General features: G+C 61.0%; 22 protein-coding genes and 2 pseudogenes. 9 read left to right on the top strand and 15 right to left on the bottom strand.

Going from position 1 to position 19923, the window contains the following annotated elements:
• Positions 1-10: 10 nt before the first annotated feature.
• The 5 genes from PHI30_RS00615 to PHI30_RS00595 form a co-directional block, all read right to left on the bottom strand.
• Complete coding sequence (locus PHI30_RS00615) at positions 11-334, bottom strand: co-chaperone YbbN (protein ID WP_300022467.1); 324 nt, start codon at positions 332-334, stop codon at positions 11-13.
• A gap of 115 nt (positions 335-449) precedes the next feature.
• Positions 450-716: a hypothetical protein gene (locus PHI30_RS00610; RefSeq protein WP_300022464.1), complete on the bottom strand. Its 267-nt coding sequence runs from the start codon at positions 714-716 to the stop codon at positions 450-452.
• A gap of 3 nt (positions 717-719) precedes the next feature.
• Positions 720-1454 (bottom strand): purine-nucleoside phosphorylase, encoded by a 735-nt coding sequence (gene deoD, locus PHI30_RS00605; protein WP_300022461.1) that lies wholly within the window; start codon positions 1452-1454, stop codon positions 720-722.
• Positions 1455-1487: 33 nt separating this feature from the next.
• Positions 1488-2567, bottom strand: a complete 1080-nt coding sequence (mtnA, locus tag PHI30_RS00600; protein WP_300022459.1) for an S-methyl-5-thioribose-1-phosphate isomerase — start codon at positions 2565-2567, stop codon at positions 1488-1490.
• A 15-nt stretch (positions 2568-2582) separates the two neighbouring features.
• Positions 2583-3104 (bottom strand): nitroreductase, encoded by a 522-nt coding sequence (locus PHI30_RS00595; protein ID WP_300022456.1) that lies wholly within the window; start codon positions 3102-3104, stop codon positions 2583-2585.
• 242 nt (positions 3105-3346) lie between these two features.
• Between PHI30_RS00595 and PHI30_RS00590 the strand changes: the two are divergent.
• The 3 genes and pseudogenes from PHI30_RS00590 to PHI30_RS00580 all read left to right on the top strand — a co-directional run.
• Positions 3347-3478 (top strand): annotated as a pseudogene (locus PHI30_RS00590) (sporulation transcriptional regulator SpoIIID); the annotation flags it as partial.
• A gap of 89 nt (positions 3479-3567) precedes the next feature.
• Positions 3568-3729 carry a hypothetical protein gene (locus PHI30_RS00585; RefSeq protein ID WP_300022453.1) on the top strand — a complete coding sequence of 54 codons (162 nt, stop codon included), beginning with the start codon at positions 3568-3570 and terminating at the stop codon, positions 3727-3729.
• 3 nt (positions 3730-3732) lie between these two features.
• Complete coding sequence (locus tag PHI30_RS00580) at positions 3733-5244, top strand: recombinase family protein (protein ID WP_367186313.1); 1512 nt, start codon at positions 3733-3735, stop codon at positions 5242-5244.
• Positions 5245-5373: 129 nt separating this feature from the next.
• Here PHI30_RS00580 and PHI30_RS00575 read toward each other — a convergent pair whose 3' ends face one another.
• Together PHI30_RS00575 and PHI30_RS00570 are read right to left on the bottom strand one after the other, a co-directional pair.
• Positions 5374-6066, bottom strand: coding sequence for a DUF6320 domain-containing protein (locus PHI30_RS00575; RefSeq protein WP_300022451.1), 693 nt, complete (start codon positions 6064-6066; stop codon positions 5374-5376).
• A 15-nt stretch (positions 6067-6081) separates the two neighbouring features.
• On the bottom strand, positions 6082-7350 hold the full coding sequence (locus tag PHI30_RS00570) for a hypothetical protein (protein WP_300022448.1): 1269 nt from the start codon (positions 7348-7350) through the stop codon (positions 6082-6084).
• A gap of 244 nt (positions 7351-7594) precedes the next feature.
• Here PHI30_RS00570 and PHI30_RS00565 point away from each other — a divergent pair, with 244 nt between their 5' ends.
• Positions 7595-8542: an alpha/beta hydrolase gene (locus PHI30_RS00565; RefSeq protein ID WP_300022445.1), complete on the top strand. Its 948-nt coding sequence runs from the start codon at positions 7595-7597 to the stop codon at positions 8540-8542.
• A 103-nt stretch (positions 8543-8645) separates the two neighbouring features.
• Here PHI30_RS00565 and PHI30_RS00560 read toward each other — a convergent pair whose 3' ends face one another.
• The 3 genes from PHI30_RS00560 to PHI30_RS00550 are packed head-to-tail and all read right to left on the bottom strand — an operon-like array spanning position 8646 to position 11572.
• A complete protein-coding gene (locus PHI30_RS00560; protein WP_300022442.1) occupies positions 8646-9851 on the bottom strand; it encodes a thiolase family protein in 1206 nt (401 codons plus the stop codon).
• Positions 9852-9904: 53 nt separating this feature from the next.
• Positions 9905-10741, bottom strand: a complete 837-nt coding sequence (locus PHI30_RS00555) for a 3-hydroxyacyl-CoA dehydrogenase NAD-binding domain-containing protein (protein ID WP_300022439.1) — start codon at positions 10739-10741, stop codon at positions 9905-9907.
• A 54-nt stretch (positions 10742-10795) separates the two neighbouring features.
• Complete coding sequence (locus PHI30_RS00550) at positions 10796-11572, bottom strand: enoyl-CoA hydratase-related protein (RefSeq protein ID WP_300022436.1); 777 nt, start codon at positions 11570-11572, stop codon at positions 10796-10798.
• A 181-nt stretch (positions 11573-11753) separates the two neighbouring features.
• Here PHI30_RS00550 and PHI30_RS00545 point away from each other — a divergent pair, with 181 nt between their 5' ends.
• The 5 genes and pseudogenes from PHI30_RS00545 to PHI30_RS00525 all read left to right on the top strand — a co-directional run bounded on the left by PHI30_RS00545 (position 11754) and on the right by PHI30_RS00525 (position 15484).
• On the top strand, positions 11754-12305 hold the full coding sequence (locus tag PHI30_RS00545; protein ID WP_300022433.1) for an XRE family transcriptional regulator: 552 nt from the start codon (positions 11754-11756) through the stop codon (positions 12303-12305).
• 96 nt (positions 12306-12401) lie between these two features.
• A pseudogene (locus tag PHI30_RS00540) lies at positions 12402-12545 on the top strand (sporulation transcriptional regulator SpoIIID); the annotation flags it as partial.
• A gap of 44 nt (positions 12546-12589) precedes the next feature.
• Positions 12590-12856 (top strand): hypothetical protein, encoded by a 267-nt coding sequence (locus tag PHI30_RS00535; RefSeq protein WP_300022430.1) that lies wholly within the window; start codon positions 12590-12592, stop codon positions 12854-12856.
• 336 nt (positions 12857-13192) lie between these two features.
• Positions 13193-14011, top strand: a complete 819-nt coding sequence (locus tag PHI30_RS00530; RefSeq protein ID WP_300022427.1) for an LCP family protein — start codon at positions 13193-13195, stop codon at positions 14009-14011.
• A 39-nt stretch (positions 14012-14050) separates the two neighbouring features.
• Positions 14051-15484 (top strand): S-layer homology domain-containing protein, encoded by a 1434-nt coding sequence (locus tag PHI30_RS00525; protein WP_300022424.1) that lies wholly within the window; start codon positions 14051-14053, stop codon positions 15482-15484.
• Positions 15485-15526: 42 nt separating this feature from the next.
• Here PHI30_RS00525 and PHI30_RS00520 read toward each other — a convergent pair whose 3' ends face one another.
• The 5 genes from PHI30_RS00520 to PHI30_RS00500 are packed head-to-tail and all read right to left on the bottom strand — an operon-like array spanning position 15527 to position 19904.
• Positions 15527-16615 (bottom strand): DUF3810 domain-containing protein, encoded by a 1089-nt coding sequence (locus tag PHI30_RS00520; RefSeq protein ID WP_300022421.1) that lies wholly within the window; start codon positions 16613-16615, stop codon positions 15527-15529.
• 4 nt (positions 16616-16619) lie between these two features.
• The gene (locus tag PHI30_RS00515) at positions 16620-17354 is read right to left on the bottom strand and encodes an ABC transporter ATP-binding protein (protein ID WP_300022418.1); all 735 of its coding nucleotides are present in this window, start codon (positions 17352-17354) and stop codon (positions 16620-16622) included.
• Complete coding sequence (locus PHI30_RS00510; RefSeq protein WP_300022415.1) at positions 17351-18142, bottom strand: ABC transporter ATP-binding protein; 792 nt, start codon at positions 18140-18142, stop codon at positions 17351-17353. Before PHI30_RS00510 ends, PHI30_RS00515 begins: the two co-directional genes overlap by 4 nt.
• Positions 18142-18957: an ABC transporter permease gene (locus PHI30_RS00505; RefSeq protein ID WP_300022412.1), complete on the bottom strand. Its 816-nt coding sequence runs from the start codon at positions 18955-18957 to the stop codon at positions 18142-18144. Before PHI30_RS00505 ends, PHI30_RS00510 begins: the two co-directional genes overlap by 1 nt.
• Positions 18954-19904, bottom strand: coding sequence for an ABC transporter permease (locus PHI30_RS00500; protein WP_300022409.1), 951 nt, complete (start codon positions 19902-19904; stop codon positions 18954-18956). Before PHI30_RS00500 ends, PHI30_RS00505 begins: the two co-directional genes overlap by 4 nt.
• Positions 19905-19923 lie beyond the last annotated feature (19 nt).

Genomic DNA, 19923 nt, shown 5'->3' with positions numbered 1-19923 from the left:
CGGACCGTCCTCACTTTCCAAGCTGCTCTTCGATCCACGCTTCCAGCTGCGCCTGAGAGGCCGGGGCCACCAGCTTTTCCCCGTGGCTGCCGTTTTGATAGACATACAGCGTGGGGATGACCTCCGCGTCCAGCTTGCGGGCAAGGTCCGGCTCCTCGTCGATGTTGATTTTCCCCACGGACAGGGAATCGCTCCGTTTTTCGCTGACCCGGTCCAGCGCCGGGGCAAGGCGGCGGCAATACACGCACCAAGGCGCCCACAGCTCCAGCAAAACGGGTCTTTCGGCCTTTTCAACCACCTGTTCAAAGTTCTCTTTTGTAATGGTATCAATCATGTTGAATTCCTCCTGCAAAGCGATTTCTTTTCGCTTTTTTCTTTTATTATGTCACCATTCTAGCACGTGCAGTCGGATTCTCCGTGATAATGTCACCATCGCCCCATTTTTTTGCTCAGACCTCCCGCAGCGCCTGCGCGGCGGCCTTCACGTCCTCCGGACGGACCGCAATGTAGTACACCCGCCGGTCGATCCAGCCGCCGGGTCCGTAATTCCGGCGGTCGATTTTCGCGCCGCAGCTGCAAAGGGGCATTTCCCCCTCCCGGGACCCGGATTCCATGATCTCGATGCCCGCCGTTTGCAAAAGCCCGCGGGCCCGCTTCCACCGCTCCCGATCTCCCGCGGTCTCAAAGACAACTTCCCGTTTTCCGAAAAGCGCCATCTCTCACGCCTCCACGGATTTCCACGCCGTCTCCAGCGCAATCTCCATCATCTCGTGGAAGGAATCCTGCCGTTCCTTGGAGGAAAGGGATTCCCCCGTAAAAATATGGTCTGAAATTGTCAGAATGGACAGGGCCTTCTTGCCCAGACGCTGGGCCGTCCAGTAAAGGCCCGCCGTCTCCATCTCCAACGCCAGAATCCCAAACTTTCGGTACATCTCCCCGGCTTCGGGGTTGTCGTTGTAAAACTGGTCCGCCGTAAATACCTGCCCCACGTCCGCCCGGACGCCCAGCTTTTCCGCCGCGTCCACCGCGTCCTTGAGGAGGGGCCACGAGGCGGTGGCGCACAGCTGGCCGGGGAAGCGGTACTGGTCCGCGAAGCGGGAGTTGGTGGAAGCGCCCATGGCGATGACCACATCCCGAACATGAACGCCCTCGCCCACGCCGCCGGCGGACCCGATGCGCAAAATGGACTCCACCCCGTAGAACTGATACAGCTCGTAGGTATACAGCCCGATAGAGGGCACGCCCATTCCGTGGCCCATGACGGAAATCTGTTTGCCCTGATACGTGCCGGTATACCCCAGCATGTTGCGCACCGTGTTGAAGCAGACGGGATTTTCCAGATAGTGCTCGGCAACAAACTTCGCCCGCAGGGGATCGCCGGGCATCAGGACCACCTTTGCAATGTGCTCCTGCTCCGCCGCAATGCAGGCGGAGGGGGATTCTTTGACTGCCATTTCGATTCCTCCCTGTTATTTTTATTGTAAATATTACTTTTCGTTGTCGAAAAGCGCCGCCAGACTCTTCGCATAGGGCGGGCGGCAGATGCCTTTTTCGGTGACGATCCCGGCGATCAGGCTGTGGTCCGTGACGTCAAAGGCGGGGTTGTAGCACTTGACGTCCGGCAGCGCCATGGGCTTTTCGTACCACAGCTCCCGGATTTCCCCGCCCTCGCGCAGCTCGATGGGGATATGGTCCCCGTCGGGGCAGCGCATGTCAATGGTGGAGGTGGGGCCCAGCACGTAAAAGGGAATTCCGTAGTGCTTTGCCAGAATCGCCACGCCGGAGGTCCCAATCTTGTTGGCGACATCGCCGTTGGCGGCCACCCGGTCGCAGCCGACAAAGCACGCCTGCACCCATCCGTTTTTCATCACCATAGAGGCCATGTTGTCGCAAATCAGGGTGACGTCCACCCCGGCGCGCTGCAGCTCATAGCTGGTGAGGCGGGCGCCTTGCAGCAGCGGGCGGGTCTCGTCCGCAAACACGCGGATGGCGATGCCCCGTTCCGCCGCCAGCAGAAGGGGACCCTGCCCGGTGCCGTACCGGGAGGTGGCCAGCGGTCCCGCGTTGCAGTGGGTCAGCACGCCGTCGCCCGCTTTTAAAAGGCTCAATCCATACTCCGAAATGGCGGTGCATTTGGCAATGTCGTCCTCGTGAATTTCCACCGCCCGGCGGTAGAGGCTTTCCAAAAGCGCGTCCCGCGCCGCCGCCGGGCAGGCCCGAGCGGTTTGCAGCATCTCCCCGATGGCCCAGCCCAGATTCACCGCCGTGGGGCGGGAAGCGCCCAGCCTCTCCCCATATTCGTGCAGCCCGGACAGGAATTCCGCCATGTCCCGAGTCTCAATGGACCGCGCCAGCACATACATACAGTACGCCGCGCAGATGCCGATGGCCGGAGCGCCCCGGATGCGCAGCTTGCGGATGGCCTCCACCATTTCCGGGAGCGTTGCGAGACGGATCTCCCGTTCCTCTCCCGGCAAAAGGGTCTGGTCGATGATATAGAGGGCTTCCGCCGCCTTGTCATAGCGGATATTTTCTACGTGGGTCACCTGCCGAATGGAATCCTTCACTGCTTTCTCCTCCGCTTACACACGAACAATATAGCCCGACTTCCGGGGTTTTGGCAGGGGGACTAGCCCGTCGGCATAGCCGAGGATGCAGTTTCCAACGCCCCGCAGCGTCTGGGGCAGCCCCCATTTTTCCAAAAGGGCCTTGCCCTCCGGCCGGTCGAACAGCTCCGTCGCCCGGTTGACCCAGCAGGAGCCAACGCCGAGGGACGCGGCGGCGGTCATCAGATTTCCCATGACCAGCGTGCCGTCCTTCATCCAGTTGGGCTTGTCGCTGTCCGCCAAAACCACCACAACGGTGGGTGCGCCGTAAAAGGGGTCCGCGTCCGGCTTTCCCATGATCTCCGCGTTCAGGCGGGCCATGGTTTGAAGGGTTTCACGGTCCTGCACGGCCACCATCACAGCGGACTGAAGGCCCATGCCGCTGGGCGCCCAGGTGCCCGCTTCCAAAATGGCGTTCAACACGGCCTCGTCCAGCTGCTCCGGTCTGTATTGACGGATGCTGCGCCGGCTGCGCAGGACTTTTTCGGTTTCATTCATGTAATACGCTTCCTTTCCTCGTCTGCGATGCCCACAGTTTTTTGATCTCACAATTTTATCATAGCACGTTTTTGGAAAACCTCCATCATTTTCTGCGCCGCAGTTCCTATATTATAAAAAGAGGCCCTCCGCCGCGCCCCGGAGCAATCCGTTTGCTTTGCGCAAGGAAACCGCCATCTCCGCTCATATCCCCGCCGCGGTTTGCATAGGATGGAGCAACAAGAGGCGGGGAGTGTTGTGTGTTGAAAGAAAACATGGAAGAGCGGGCCGAGCGCCTGGCTCTTTACATCATAGAGAACCGGACCACGGTCCGCGCCGCCGCGCAAAAATTCGGCATCAGCAAATCAACCGTACACAAAGACGCTACAAACAGGAACGGTATCTGCGTCGGCCCCCGTTTGCCTTCTCCCACCGCTCCGCCCTCCCCGCAGGATTTTCTAAGCAGAAAGGAGCCGGACAGGCCATGACCGTTCGTTTTCACCCGCCGGAAAATCAGGAGCCCTCTCTCGAACGCCTGCTAAGCCTGCTGGTGCAGTCCGCGCCGCCGGAGCTTCTTGCCGCCCTGTCCGCGCCCGCTTCCGCCGCCGTGGACGCACCCACGGGGCGCACAGGCAAGGTCCCGTGACCCATTCATTCGGAAAGGAGGCGTTTCGCCATAAAGATTGCCGCTTACTGCCGCGTCTCCACAGACAAGGCCGATCAGCTCAACTCGCTGGATACCCAAAAGCGCTTCTTTGTGGAGTACGCGCAAAAAAACCGCCACACCCTGACCCGGCTCTATGCCGACGAAGGGCTTTCCGGCACGAAGGTCAAGCGCCGCAGGGAATTTCAGCAGATGATGGCCGACGCGGAGCAGGGTCTTTTTGAGCTGGTGGTGGTGAAGGACATCTCCCGCCTCGCCCGCAACACGGTGGACCTGCTGCAAAGCGTGCGGCGGCTCAAGGCGCTGGGCATCGAGACCGTTTTCCTCACCGCCAACATGACCTCCATGGGGGAGAGTGAGTTCATCCTCACGGTGTTCGGTGCGCTGGCGCAGGAGGAATCCGCCAACATGTCCAAGCGGGTAAAGTTCGGCAAGCGGGTCAACGCGGAAAAGGGGAAGGTCCCCAATCTGGTCTATGGGTACGACAAGATTCCCGGAGACCTGTTCCACCTTTCCATCAACGCCGCGGAATCCGCCGTGGTGCGCCAAATCTACCAGTGGTATGTGGAGGATGGCTATGGCGGCGGCAAAATTGCCGCGCTTTTAAACGGGCAGGGGGTGCGGACCAAGCGGGGCTGCTGCTGGAACCAAAGCGCCGTGTGCCGCATTCTCGCAAATCCCCTCTACACCGGAAAAGTCATCAACGGCAAGCAGGAGATCGCGGATTTTCTCACCAGCGCCCGGGCCGACCGGGACGAGGAAACCTGGCTGGTGGTCAGCGCGCCGGAGCTGCGCATCCTGCCGGACGCGCTCTTTGACCGGGCCCGCGCGCTGATGGCCGACCGGAGCCGGGCGTTTCACCAAGAGCACAGGCGCGAGAGCAATCGGTACTTATTTTCCACCCTGATCCGCTGTAAGGACTGCGGCTGGTCCTTCCGCCGAGTCAGCCGCACCTACCGCAACACATACGTCCGCTGGGTTTGCAGCCGGCACAACGGGCAGGGAGCCGACAGCTGTCCCAACGCCGCCGCCGTGGACGAGCAGGCCCTTGCAGAGGCGCTGGACCGGTACTTTCTCACGCTTTTGCAAGGCCATCGCCGCCTGGAAAGCCTTCTGCGCGGGGCGCTCAGGCAGCTTTTTCGGGACCGGCAAACAGCCGACGCACACCGCAAAAGCCTGCAAGCCCAGATGAAAAAGCTTGAAACGCAGCGGGGCAAATACACCGCGCTCTATGCCGACGATCTCATCACCCGGGAGGAGCTGGAGCAGGCCCTCGGCCGGGGCAGGGCGGAGCTTTCCCGGCTGGAATCGGCGCTTTCCAAACTGCCCTCCGCCCCGCCGGACCTTGCCGCCGCGCAGCGCATTGCAAAGGGCCTTGCGCAGCGTCTGCCCGCGCTTGTCAGCGTGGAAAGGTTCAACAACGCGCAGCTGCGCCAGCTGGTGGAAAAAATTGAGGTGGACAAAGACGGCGCTGTGGACGTCTACCTTTGCCCTTGACCCGCCGTCCATTTTCCAAACCGCGAAGCGGCGGAAACCCCTTTAAAAAAGCATCCCGCCCGATCTCAAAGGAGATCAGGCGGGATGTCGGACTGTTCAAAAGTCCTTTCTTCACGCGGCGTGCACTGTTTACAGGCTGAAGCGGCGGCGGACCTCATTGCGTAGAGACGGCACGTGCCGGATGATGCGCAGGGGGATGATCAGCGCCACGCAGATCACCACCGTGGCAAGGGACCAGCCGGGGTCCCACGCGCCGTGCAGATAGCGGTCCGTAAAAAATTCCGTGCCCAGCGCCATCAGGCCCGCCGCGCCGATGGTGAGGGAAATGGCGGAGAGCCGGGAGCGCCGGTTGCCCCGCAGCAAGAAGCTTAGCAAAAACACCACCGCGCAGCAAACGCCCAAAAGGGGCAGTGCCAGAGCGCGGAACCAGTGTGTGCCGTTGAGATCGAGGGAAATCAGGTAAACGTAGATGCCGATGGCGGCCACATCCAGCGTCAGGCGCAAAAACGTGGGCATCCGGCGCAGCAGCATGGGCAGCACCAGCCAAATCCAAAGCATGACCACCGCGCCGATGACGTACAGCGACCACGGCCGCTCCGTGGGCAAAATCAAGTTGACAAGGCCGCAGCTGGCCCCCACGGAAACCAGCATACACGTGACGATCAGCGCCAGCATCCGTTTGGAAACCAGCGCCACCTCCGCGGGCTTGGTGGGGAAGTAGGGCGGGTCAATGGCCTCCGGCTGCCAGGCAGGGGTTTTGCAAAGGGGGCAGCTTTTACTCCCCGGATTCAGTTCTACGCCGCAGTTGACGCAATAGGGCATATACAGCCCCTCCTTTCAGCGGTTGCTCTCCACCCGGACGGGAATGCCCGCGCGAACGAGAAAGCGAAAAAAGTCCCGCTCCGTGTCGCTCTCCGCCTGTGTGCCGGCAAAGGTGATCTCCATGGTGTCGCCATAGCCGATGGACGCGCAGTGGCACCGGGGGACCGTGGCCTGCCCCAAAATGACCTCCATCCCCCGGATATGGGGGCGCATGGCCTCCGGCACCGTGAAAAGGCCGGGATTCGTATAGGTGCAGGAGTAGGGCAGCACACCGTGGAGCCGGTAGTTGGCGGCCATGACCGGAGTTTTCAAAAAGGCCGGGATGATCTTCAGCGCCGCCGTGGTGGTAAAGCGCACGTTGGCGGTGAAGGCCGACTGCATCTCCTGACGGTTCACGTGCAGCTTCATATAGTGGTGGACCTGCCCCACGATCTCCTCAAAGGAATACTCCCCCAGCGTGGGGTCGATGGACGGGCGGACCGTGGTGATGAAATTGCGCAGCGTCTCGGAGGGGAAGTAGGCCCGCAGGTTGATGGGCACCGCCAGCGCCACCGGACGCTGTCGGTAGGGGTGGGCCTGCCGCTGGCGCTCCAGCAAAACCCAGATCAGCACGGCCGCCAGATATTCCGTGGCGGAAACGCCGTATCCCCGCGCCTTTTCCTTCAGCGCCCCAAGGGGGACAAACCCCATGGTCACGTGGAAGGTATAAAACGGCTCCGCGGTGCCAAGATTTAAAAACGCCTTGGGCAGCAGCTTCAGCTTTCTTGCGTGGGACCCGGCATACCGGGCGTACGCGTCCTCCAGCTCCTCCGCCCGGGGTGCCTCCCCCAGGTCCAGCACGCCGTCTCCCGGCGGGATCTCCCAGCCCTTTTGGCGCAGATACTCCGCCAGCAGCGTGCGGAAAAACACCAGCGTGCCGGCCCCGTCGGACAGCGCGTGGAATACCTCCACGGAAATGCGGGTACGGTAATAATAGAAGCGGACCAGCCAGCGGTCGTCCTCGTGAAAGCGAAAGGGCTGGCAGGGATCGGAGACATCCTCTTTCAAAAAGGGGCCGGGGCTGGGATTCGGCTCCAGATAGTTCCAGAACACGCCCCGGCGAATCCGCATGGCAAAGCCGGGAAAGCGGGGCATCACCGCGTCGATGGCCCGCTGCAGCGCAGCCGGGTCCACCATGTCGCGCAGCAGGGCAGAGAAGCGGTATGTGGCGGAATATTCCTCCCGCTGCAAGGCGGAATAAAGGACTCCCGCGTTGTCCAGTTTGTACCAGCGCTTTTTTTCCATAACTGCCTCCCGCAGGCCGCGAGCAATTTTAATACCGGTATTGTATCACGGCGCGCTCTCATGCGCAAGGAAGAGCGAAGGACTTCCTTTCCGGAAATATTTATGATAGAATACCCGCAAAGCGGTTATTTTACGTGCATCCGCCCACGCCGTGGGTGGGTGTCTGAATTTAAGGCCGTGTTTTAGAGACGGCACAGGGCCGTATGAGCGCATGGCAAACACCAAACGACAGGAGGGACGCGGCATGGAAGGGCTTTTTAAAAGCGGCAAAGGGGGCGCTGCCCGGCAGGAGGCGGAGCAAAAGCGCCTTGCGCCGATGATGCGGGCGCTCAAAGCGCTGCACAGCGCCAGCACGCCGGAGGCTCTCACGCCGGAGGAGCTGGAGCGCCAGCGGCGCAATCAGGAGATTTTAGGGCGGCTGACCGCGCCGATGTCGGGCATGGCGTGGGAGGAATTCCGCCTTGGCGACATGGCGGCGGCGTGGATGCGGTTAAAAACTCCCCACGGGAACCGCCACGTGGTCCTCTACTGCCACGGCGGCGGCTATACCAGCGGAAATCTGGGCTATTCCCGGGTCCTCGCCTCCAAGCTGGCCAACGCCACCGGCTACGACGTGCTCAGCTTTGAATACCGTCTGGCGCCGGAGCACCCCTATCCCGCCGCCGTGCAGGACGCCGTGCAGGCGTGGGACTACCTGATGCTGTTGGGCTACGGCGCGGAAAACGTGGTGCTGGCGGGGGACTCCGCAGGCGGCAACCTGGCGCTGGTGCTCTGTCACCGGCTGCGCTCCGCGGCGCGGCGGCTGCCCGGCGCGCTGGTTTTGATGTCCCCCTGGACCGACATGACCATGAGCGGGGCGTCCTATGCGGAGCGGGCAACGCTGGACCCCATGCTGACGCCGGAATATATCGAAGCGGTGCGCTGCGCCTACGCAGGTGCCGCCGACCTGCATCTTCCGTCGCTTTCTCCGCTCTTTGGGGACTTTGCGGGCTTTCCGCCCGTGCTCATTCAGGTGGGGGACCACGAAATTCTCTACTCCGACGCAGAGGCGCTTTACGAAAAGCTCTGCCGCGCGGGCGTTTCCGCCCGGCTGGAGGTCAGTGAGGACATGTGGCACGTATTTCAGATGTTCCCCACTAAAAAGGCCGCTGCCGCCATGGAGAGCGTGACGCGCTTCCTGTTGGCCCAATAAGAAAAACGCTGCCATGGATTTCTCCATGGCAGCGTTTTTTGAGAGGGTGCGCTGCAAAAGAGGGAGGTCCTCCTCTGCGCGCGGGTAAAAGGGAGTCTGTTTTTTACACGTCGCGGGTCCAAAGGGACGCCATGGCGGGACCGCCGCCCACGCACAAGGAGGCGCAGCCGACCTTGTAGTCCTTGCGCTGCATCTCATAGAGCATGGAGACGATGATGCGCAGCGCGGTGCAGCCGATGGGGTGGCCCAGAGAAATACCGGAGCCGTTGACATTGATGCGGCTCATGTCCAGCTCCACGCCGCAGTCCTCCTTCAGCTTGCGCTCCACGCCGAGGAACTGGGCGGCGAACGCCTCGTTGATCTCCCAGTAATTCACATCGTCAAAGGAGAGTCCGGCGGCGCGCAGGCACTTGGGGATCGCCACGGCGGGGCCGATGCCCATGTAGTTGGGGTCCACGCCCTCGCTGCAAATATGAAGCATTTTCGCCATGGGCCGGATGCCAAGCTCCTTGGCCTTGTCGGCGGACATCACCACCACGGCAGCGGCGGCGTCGTTGATGCCGGAGGCGTTGGCGGCAGTGGTCACGCCGTCCGGGGTGAAGGCGGGCTTCATCTTGCCGATGGATTCCGCCGTGCAGCCGCGAATGGGATGCTCGTCGGTATCCACGATCTGGTCGCCCTTTTTGCTCTTGATGGTCACGGGGACGATCTCTTCCTTGAACTTGCCCCCGTCGATGGCGGCGCAGGCGCGCTGATGGCTTTGGGCGGCCAGCGCGTCGCACTCTTCCCGGGTGATGTTGTAGCGCTTTGCCACGTTGTCGGCGGTCACGCCCATGTGTCCGCCGCTGAGATCGTCGTACAGCGCGTCGTGCAGCAGGGAGTCAATGAGCTTGCTGTCGCCCATGCGATAGCCCATGCGGGCCTTTTCCAGCAGGTAGGGGGTCTGCGTCATGTTCTCCGTGCCGACCACCAGCGCGATCTCGCTCTTGCCCAGCTGGATATCGTTGCAGGCGATCTCCAGCGCGCGCATACCGGAAGCGCAGTTCTGGTTCACCGTCACGGCGTTGCTGGACTCGTCCAGACCCACGCGCATGGAAACCTGACGGGCGGGCAGGGAGCCCTGCATACCGGCGTAAACCTCGCCCATAACCATGGAATCCACGATCTTGGGATCGATGCCGGCGCGGCGGATTGCCTCGCTGCCGGCGGTGATGGCAAGCTCTCTTGCGGAAACGGCCTTGAACTGGCCCATGAACTTGCCGATGGCAGTGCGGCACGCACTGACGATCACAACTTCCTTTGTCTCCATAGGGGAAAACCTCCTGTTATTTTCAGGCATTCAGCTGCCCGTATTGAAAAATTTTACTTGGAGTAGTCGTAGAAGCCCTTGCCGGTCTTACGGCCCAGCAGACCGCCGCGAACCATCTTGCGCAGCAGCAGCGCGGGACGATACTTGGGATCGCCCGTCTCCCGGTGCAGCGTCTCCATCACGGCGAGGCACACGTCCAGCCCCACAAAGTCGCCCAGAGCCAGAGGGCCCATGGGATGGTTTGCGCCCAGCATCATGGCCTTGTCGATATCCGCCACGGAGGCCACGCCGGTTTCCACCAGACCGATGGCCTCGTTGATCATGGGGACCAGAATTTTGTTGACCACAAAGCCGGGGGCCTCGGAAACCTCCACCGGCTCCTTGCCGATGGTCTTGGTCAGTCTCTCGATAAACTCGAAGGTCTCCTGCGTGGTGTTGGCGCCGCGAATGATCTCCACCAGCGCCATGGTGGGGACGGGATTGAAAAAGTGCATGCCGATGACGGAGTGCTTCAGCCCCAGCCCCATCTCCGTGACGGAGAGGGAGGAGGTGTTGGTGGCAAACACCGTCTCGCTCTTGCACAGCGCGTCCAGCTCCGAGAGCAGAGCCTTCTTGGCGCTCATTTCTTCCTTGATGCACTCGATGACCAAATCGGCGTCCGCACAGGCGCTGGTCTCCTCGATGAGGATGTTGTCCAGAACCGCCTGCTTTGCATCAATGCTCAGCTTGCCCTTTTGCACCCGTTTTTCCAGAGAAGCGGCCAGTTTATCCTTGTGCTTCTGGGCAGAAGCGGGGTTGCTTGCAAAAAGCAGTGCCGTGTGGCCTTTTTCCGCAAAGACCTGCGCAATACCGCTGCCCATGGTACCCGCGCCAAAAATTGCTACTTTCACGCGAACTCCTCCTGTTATGTTCCATTATTTTTTCTTTCTATAAACGCCGATTTCTCAGCGATTTATAAATGGCTTATGGGGCCGCTTTTCCAGGAAAGCGGCCATTCCCTCCCGCTGATCCGCCGTTTCAAAGCATTCGCCAAAGGCGGATACCTCGATTGCCACGCCGCTGACGATATCCGTCTGGATGCCGGCGTTCATGGCCTTTTTGGACTGGCGCACCGCAATGGGCGCGTTGGCGGCAATCCGCCGGGCCAGCTTTTCCGCCTCGGCCAGCAGGCTTTCGGCGGGATACACCGCCTGCACCAGCCCGATGGAAAGCGCCTCTTCCGCCTTGACGTTGCGGGCCGTATAGATCAGCTCCTTGGCGCGGCCCATGCCGATCAGGCGGGCCATCCGCTGGGACCCGCCAAAGCCCGGCGTGATGCCCAGCTTCACCTCCGGCTGGCCGAAAACCGCCCGCTCCGAGGCCAGACGAATGTCGCAGCTCATCGCCAGCTCGCACCCGCCGCCCAGGGCAAATCCATTCACCGCGGCAATGGTGGGAATGGGATACGCCTCCACCCGCAGCATCAGATCGTTGCCGCGACGTGCATATGCCGCACCCTGCGCCTGCGTGGCGGAGGCCATCTGGGAAATGTCCGCACCGGCCGCAAACGCCTTGTCCCCGGCGCCGGTCACAATGATGCAGCGCACCTCATCCGGATCAATGCCGTCCAGCACTTCGTGAAACTGCGTCAGCACCTCGTCACTCAGCGCGTTCATCGCTTCGGGTCGGTTGATGGTGAGATAGCCAATCTGCTCTTTTACGGTAAAGTCAACAAGTGCCATCGTTTCTCCCCCTTTTTTGATTTCTTTGCCGTCATTTATCGTCAAATAATTGACAAACGGTCTATTCTACGTTAAACTCTATAAAGCACCTTTTCTGGCAGTTTGCGCCGTCAGTCCTTTATATCGTATTTTTTTCCAATATATCGCAAACCGCAACTGTTGTCAATAGCTGGAGGTTGGAATGGACATCAACTATACCGTTGCAAAAAACATTAAGGCCGCTCGCGAACAAAAGCACCTGACTTTGGACGCCGCCGCAAGACTGACGGGTGTTTCCCGCAGTATGCTGGCGCAAATTGAAAAGGGGGACGCGAACCCCACCATTTCGGTCCTCTGGAAGATTGCAAACGGCTATCGCGTTTCCTTTTCCTCGCTGGTGGATAAAAAGGAAGGCGGCTCCATCGTGATCCACAGCGAACAGACCCCCACCATGGTGGAGGGGGAGGGGAAGTTTCTCAGTTATCTGATCTTTCCCTTTCAGGAGGGCCGGATGTTTGAGGGGTACCGCATCGAAATTTTGGAGGGCGGCATCTTCCAGGCGCAGCCCCATATGGCCGGGACGGAAGAATACATCACGGTGTTCAGCGGCGCGGTGGAAATTCGGGCGGCGGACGAACGCTTTGAGCTGGGGGAAGGGGACTCCGTGAAATTCAACGCCGACGTTCCCCACTGTTATAGCAACATCGGCACGGAAACGGCAAAGCTGAGCCTGCTGATCTATTACACGGCGTAAGACGCCGCGATTCCGTTGATTCTCCACCCTCTCCCATATGCGGAGGGGGTGGGTTTTATTTTTATCGGACCCGCAAAAGCGTTCCTTTTTGTATTGTCCGTACACAAGGACATCTCCGAACGGCTGCCCCAATTCAACCGGGCGCTGTATCTGCAAGTCAAGGAGGTGCTGGACGTCAACAAGGCCCAACGGCATATCCGGGGCGGCATTGCCACCCGTAAAAAGTACCGCGGCAGCTAGAGCGGCCCTATTTTCGTCAAACTGTTCATATCGGAGGAGTGTATATGGCAAATCGTTCCTGCGGCCAAAATCGACAGGCGCGAGCCGTCCCTGTCAGGCAAACCGCCCCGGCGGAGTCTAATACGGAGCCCGTCGTCCACCGCTGGCCCCATCCGGTGTCCGGCACGGAACCACCCCGGGTGTCGGACCCGACCCTTTACTACATCCGCTGTGCCCTGTCCTATCAAAACCAGCTGCTGGCGGACATCAAAACGCTGCTGGAGCAGCTGACAGAGGCTCAAAAGGCCGAAGCTTCGTCCCACGAGACATAAAGCCCCCTGCGTCTTAAAAAAATAGCGGCACAGCCGCTATTTTTTTGCGCCTGATGCAGATTGCGGGACTTTCTGCTTGTCTTTTTATAGAGCGCGCCGTATAATATACATTATGTAAATCTTTGAGATCACACGGCGCGGTCTCCGCGCTACCGAGGAGCGTTGTTCTGATGTCCAATTCCCACCACCGCAAGCGGCGCGGCAAGGGCCGCTTGCGCCTGATTTTACTGCTGATTCTCCTGGCAGCCATTTTGTATGCGCTGCTTCGCTGCTTTGTTTTGCGCCCCCCCGAACAAAAGGAGGACCCCCCCCGCGCAGGAGGTTTCCTCCGGTGCCGTGCAGACAGGGCAAACGGCGGACACGGCTGAAGAGCAATCGTCCCACCGGGAGCGAAAGTCGGATTTTTATACAATTCTTGTCTCCGGTGTGGACGACGGAAACGGCGGCAGCGACACCAACATTCTGGTGGCGGTGGACGTCGCCAACCACTCCATCTACGGCGTCAGTATTCCACGGGACACCAAGGCGGTGTGGAACGGAAAAAGCCACAAGATCAACGCCGCCTACAACAGCGGCGGCATGGAAAAGCTCTCCGAAGTCATTGCAGGCCAGCTTGGCATTCCGGTGGACTACACGGTGCTGGTGAACCTCAAGGGCTTTGTGGCGCTAGTGGACGCCATCGGCGGCGTGGATTTTGAGGTCCCCATTGACATGGATTACGAGGACCCCTATCAGGATCTCTACATCCACATTCCAAAGGGCATGCAGCATTTGAGCGGCGCGGACGCCATCAAAGTCGTCCGCTTCCGGGAAGGGTACGCGTCTCAGGACATCGGGCGGATGCAGACCCAGCAGAATTTCCTCAAGGCTGTGGCCAGGCAGACGCTGAAGGTTTCCAATCTTGCCAGGGTAGACGCCTTTGTCAAGATTTTCGAAAAGTACGTGGAGACCGATTTGACCCTTGGCAATCTGGCATGGCTGGGCGGGCAGGCCATTTCCATCGGCTCCGACAACATCGCCTTTTCCACACTGCCCGGCGAGTGGAAATCCCCTTACATTCATCTGGACGCGGACGAGATTTTAACGCTGGTCAACGAACACCTGAATCCCTACGTGGAAGACCGGGTCCCGGCGGACCTGAACATACCGTCCTGACGCCTTGTTTTCTCACCGCTCCAAAGAAAGAAGGTATCTATGAAGCTCCGACTCTCCGCCCTGCTGCTCGCGGCAGTTTTGCTGCTGACGGCGCCCGCCGCTGCCGCTTCCAACACGACAGCCAACTTTGTCCGGGAAAAAGCCTACACCGGGCAGTTTTCCGACCTCGCCACCGCCTCCGCGTTTTACGATAACGTGGCGGCTCTGTACGAATACGGCCTGTCCGTGGGAAAGGCCGACGGGACCTTCGGTCTTACCGATTCCGTGACGCTGGGCCAGATCCTCATTTTTGCCGGCCGCATCCGCAGTCTTTACCGCACCGGCGACCCGGAATACGGCGTGGAGCCTTATCGGACAAGCGGCGGCGAGATGGCAGACGCCTACCTGCGCTATTTGCAGGAAGAGGGCGTGGTGGGCGCGGACTTTGGCACTCCGTTTTCCGCTTTTGCCACCCGCGCGCAGGTGGCCCACGTGCTCTCGGGCACCCTGCCATCCGAGGTCCTTCTCCCGATGAACGACGCCGTGGTGACGGAGGGGTATGCCACCCGCCGCTTTATCACGGATGTGACGGAGTACACCCCCTATTATCAGGATATTCTGTTCCTTTATCGCTGCGGCATCTCTCTGGGAAGCGACGCCTACGGCTCCTTCCAGCCGGACGCTCCCATTACCCGGGGCGCCGCAGCAGCCATGCTGACCCGCATGGTGGACCCCTCGCTGCGCGTCAAGCCGGACTGGAATCTCACCACCTATTCCTCCGCTGCGGGAACCACGCTTTCCAGTCTCGTGACCCCCGGTACGCTGGTCTCCGCCCCCTCCACAAGCGCGGAAATGGACGAGAGCGTCCGCTATATGCTCTCCAGCGGGGATTCCACGCTGTCTTTGCACTATGCATCCGTCACCTCCGTCAGCGCCCGGTCCAAAATGGAGGAGGCGCTGTCGATTGTGAAGAGCTACTGCGAGCAAGGCTACAACACCGTCTCCTGCACCTATCTCTCCAGCGGCGATCTTCGGCTGAGCTTTTCGGCGGCCGGGACCGGCGGCCGCACAGAGGAATACCGCACCGCCACCATGGAGTTTGCTGCCGCCGTCCACGATGAGCTTTGGAGCACCGGGCAGCTTACCGCAGACATGACGCAAACGGAGATGGCCCGGGTGTACTACACCTGGATCTGCAACAACTGTGTCTACGATTACAGCGCCACCAATACCTCCCTCAGCCACATTCCATACAGTCTCTTCGCCGACGGAACCGCCGTGTGCGACGGCTATACCGGCGCGTACAACCTGCTTTTGAAGCTGGAGGGCATCAAGTGCACCGCCCTTTCCAACGAAGGGCACATCTGGACCGTGGCCACGCTGGACGGGACGCAGTGCCACATCGACACCACGTGGGGCGACAGCGGGCGCACCATCAGTTACGATTATTTTGGCATGACGCCGGAACAGTCCTGGCGGGAACACCCCTGGTAAACGAAAAAAGAACGGTTCGGCATCACGCCGAACCGTTCTTTTTTATTTGTAATACGCCACCAGCAAATCCACAACGGTTCCGTAGGAGCGGATGCCGTTTTCGTCGCCGTAGGATTTGAGCAGCCCGTCGTAGACCTTGTTGGAAACCTTCTGTGCCGCCCTATCGCGAAACTGGTCCCAATAGGCGGTGTTGTCCCGCAGGTCCGCTTCCACCCCTTCTGGCAGCGCGCCGCGAATGGCCCAGTAGGCGTCCGGGTCCGCGAGATACAGGGCGTTGCCCAGATGGATGTAGCCCATCAGCCACCCGGCATAGGCGTAGGCCGCTTCGCCGGAGGTGGTGGAGGCGAGCACCGCCAAAAAATTGCACTCCTGCTCCGAGGCAATGCCCCGCTGATGCGCCATCTCATGGGCCGCCGTGGAGGGGAGAAGACAGGCGGGAGAGTCCACATTCACGTTGGCCTCTCCGGTATAGGGGCAGTAAAAGCCGGTGAAATCAATGGCGCTCATAAGCCGTGAAAACCGCATGGCCTTCACGCCGGTATCCTCGAAGCGCAAAAAGGGGAACTGCCCTTCCAGCGCGTCGTATACCGTTGGGCTCTTTTCCAGAATCTCAGCGCGGGAGACGGCAAAAAGGCCGTCCTCATCCCGGGGAACCTCTCCCGCCGCCGCGGTGAGCCGCCGGGCAAACAGTTCTGCCACCCGCGCCAGCTCTTCTTTTGTGACTGCCTCGGCACGGATGCCGGACCTGTCCTGAAAGCTGTCCGTCCAGTAATTGACGCCCCACAAAAGGCAAAAGCCCGCATAAATGGAAAGTCCGGCGCAGAGACCGCAAAGCGCCGCGCTGTACGCCCGCTCCCGCCGCGCTCCCTTTGCCCGCGCAACGGCAATGACGCTCCAGAGAAGGTATCCGACGCTTACCACCACCAGCGCCACGCAGAGAATCTCCATCACGGAGACCTCCGTCCGGTAGCACAGCCGCCCCAGCGCGCGGCGCAGCGGGCCCGTCACGCCGCTTGCCAGCGCGTTCATCCACCCCCGGTTTTGCCGGAAAAGGAGATAGGCAGCCAGCAGAAAAACGTCCGCCGCCAGCCAAAGATGCAGTTTTCCGTGTCTTTTCAAAAATGCCTTCATGATTCTACTCCGCCGCAGAGAGCAGCTGCCTGGTATAGGGCTCTTTGGGATGTTCAAAAATTTCCTCCACCGTGCCCCGCTCCACAATCCGGCCGGATTTCATCACCAGCACCCGGTCGCAGAGCTGATAGATCACGTTGAGATCGTGGGAGATGAAGAGGTAGCTCAGGTCCAGTTCCTGGCGCAGCGCCTTCAAAAGCGCCAGAATCTGGGATTGAATGGTCACGTCCAGCGCGCTGACCGGCTCATCCGCAATGAGAAAGCGGGGCCGCTGAATGAGGGCCGCCGCGATACTCACCCGCTGGCGCTGCCCGCCGGAAAGCTCCGCCGGCTTTGCCCGCAAACACTCCTCTGGAAGGCCCACCCGCTCCAGCATGTCACCCACCCGGCGCGCGCGCTCGGCAGCGCCATACTTGCCGTAAATCCGCAGCGGTTCTTCCAGAATCCACCCCACGGTGTAGGCCGGGTTCAGCGAGCTGTACGGGTCCTGAAAAATCATCTGAGGCCGCTTGGTAAAGTGGACCACCTCGCCACAATCCGGCGATACCATGCCGAGAATCGTCCGGGCCAGCGTGGATTTTCCGGTGCCGGACTCTCCCACAAGGCCCAAAATTTCCCCGTGCCGCACGTCAAAGGAGACGTCGTGCAGCACCTCTTGATAGGGGCCGCGGCGGAGAAGCCCGCCGCCGTGATAGCCGCTGGTGACATGGCGGAGAGAGAGGACCAATTCCTCGTTCATGGCGTCTCCTCCTTCCGCCGCCGGGTGGGAATGGCGGCAATGAGCTGTTTGGTATAGGGTTTTTGGGGATGGAAAAACACCTGATTCGTCTCCCCCTCCTCCACCATAGCGCCCCGCTGCATCACCGCCACCCGGGTGCAGAGCTTGCGCACCACATGCAGGTTATGGGAGATGAACAGCATGGAAATGCCGGACTCCCGGTTCAGCTTTTTGAGAAGCTCCAGAATCTGGGCTTGAATGGTGACGTCCAGCGCCGTGGTAGGCTCGTCCAGCAGCAAAAGCCGGGGCCGAATGACAATGGCCGCCGCGATCATCGCCCGCTGGAGCATCCCGCCGGAAAGCTCATGGGGATATCGTTCGCAGATACCCGCCGGGTCCGGCAGCTCCACCGCCGTCAGCGCCGAGAGCACCTGCTCTCGCCGCGCCTGCCGGTCAAGGCCGGTGTGGATGCGCAAGACCTCCTCCACCTGTTCGCCCACCTTCATCAGCGGGTCCATGGAGCTCATGGGCTCTTGAAACACCACGCCGATCTCCTTGCCCTGCACTCGGCGCAAAACCGTCCGATCCGCGTGGAGCAGCTCCGTGCCGTCCAGCAGGATCTGCCCGCTAAAATCGCACTGCCGGCGGGGCAGCAGGCCCGCCACGGACATGGCCGTGACGCTCTTCCCGGAGCCGGACTCTCCCACGAGACCCAGAATCTCCCCGTCGTGGATGCTGAGGGACACGCCGGAGACGGCCTCCCGGGATCGACTGTGGAATTTCACATGCAAATCGCGAATCTCCAGCATCAGACCACCCCCTTGTCCCGGCGCTGCAAGCCCTCGCCCAAAAGGCCCACGCTGAACACCAGCAGCACGATGGCGCCCCCGGTGCCCACGGCATACCACGGCGCGGCGGTAAAAAGGCTCTGCGCCTCCGAGAGCATATAGCCAAGGGACGCGTCCGGGGGCGTGACGCCAATGTCGAGAAAGCTCATGGAAGCCTCCGCCAGCACGGCGTTGTTAAAGCCGATGGTCAGGGCGGGCAGCAGCACGTGCAGGGTGTTTGGCAGCATATGCACCAGCAGGATGCGCGCCGTGGAGGCCCCCATCAGCCGGGCGCTTTTTACGTAATTGACCTCCCGCAGCGACGCGAAGGCCGTTCGGGTCACCCGGGCAAAGCTGGGGATGAACACCAGCCCCAGCGCCAAAATCACATTGTACTTGTTTCCCGGCCCCAACAGGGAGATGACCACCAGCGCCAGCAGGATGCTGGGAAAGGCGGTCAGGGCGTCGTTCAATCGCATCAGCGTCTCGTCCACCGCGCCGCCAAAATACCCCGTCAGCGCGCCCACCACAGTGCCGCAGACCGCGCCGATCGCCACGGTGGAAAGGGCGATGACAAAGGTGGCGCCCGCCCCTTGCAGCACCCGGGAAAAGATGTCCCGCCCGAAGTTGTCGGTCCCCATCAAAAAGCGCAGGGACGGAGGAGCAAACTTGGGACCCACGGACATGGCCTGGGGATCGTAGGGCGTCCACACCATGCCCAGCAAAATGAGCGCGGCCATCAGGCCCGTCAGCAGCAGACCCACCCGCAGATAGCCGTTTTTCTGTGTTTTTTTCATGACCGCCCTCCCAGCCGCAGACGGGGGTCGATCCGCTGATTGACGAGGTCCGCCACCGCGCCCGCCAGCACCACCCAAAAGGCCAGAATCACCACAATGGCCTGCACGGTGGGATAGTCCCGGCTGGAGATGGAGGCCACCAGCATCCGTCCGAGGCCCGGAATGGCAAACACCTGCTCCACCACAATGCTGCCCGCTACGATCTCCGCCATGGTCTGGGCCAAGAACGTCACCACCGGCACCAGCGCGTTTTTCAGCACATGACGCCGCAGCACGGCGCTGCGGTCGTTGCCCCGGGAGATGGCGGTGCGGACATAATCCTTTTGCAGCTCCTGACGGACCGTGCTTCGCAGCATCCGCACCGTCATGGCAATGCGGGGAATGGCGATGGCCACGGCGGCGAAGAGCAGATACTTCATCGCGCCCCAAAAATCCGCCGACAGGGCGGGAAACTGCCCGTGGATAAACCAGCGCAGGGTGGTGCTAAAGAGCCACGAGAGCAAAATGCCGGTAAAAAGCGGGGGGACCGCCATGCACAGCTGGTTTAAAACGGTCCTTGCCCCATCCAGCACGCCGCCGCTGCGCACCGCGGAGCGCAGCCCCAGCGGAATGGAGACCGCCGCGATCAGCAAAAAGCTCAAAAGGCTCAGGCACAGCGTCACCGCCACCTTGGGCGCGATGAGGTCCCACACGCTCTGGTGATAGCTGTAAGAAACGCCGAGATCTCCCGTAAAAAAGCCCAGCAGCCAAGCCCCGTAGCGCACAAGAAGCGGGCGGTCCAGCCCCAGCTCCTTTTGCAACGCCGCCACCTTTTCAGGGGTAGCCTCCGTGCCCAGCATGGCGGTGGCAGGGTCGCCGGAGATCAGGTCAAACGCCACAAACGCCAAAAGGGAGACGATCACCATAGTAACCGCCAGCATGGCAACACGCCTGCATGCGTACTTCATTGGTCTCATCTCCCTTCCG

It is taken from the genome of Oscillibacter sp. (assembly GCF_028693505.1).
In the GTDB taxonomy this organism is placed as follows: Bacteria; Bacillota; Clostridia; order Oscillospirales; family Oscillospiraceae; genus Oscillibacter.
This window is presented reverse-complemented; position numbering and strand designations above follow the sequence as displayed.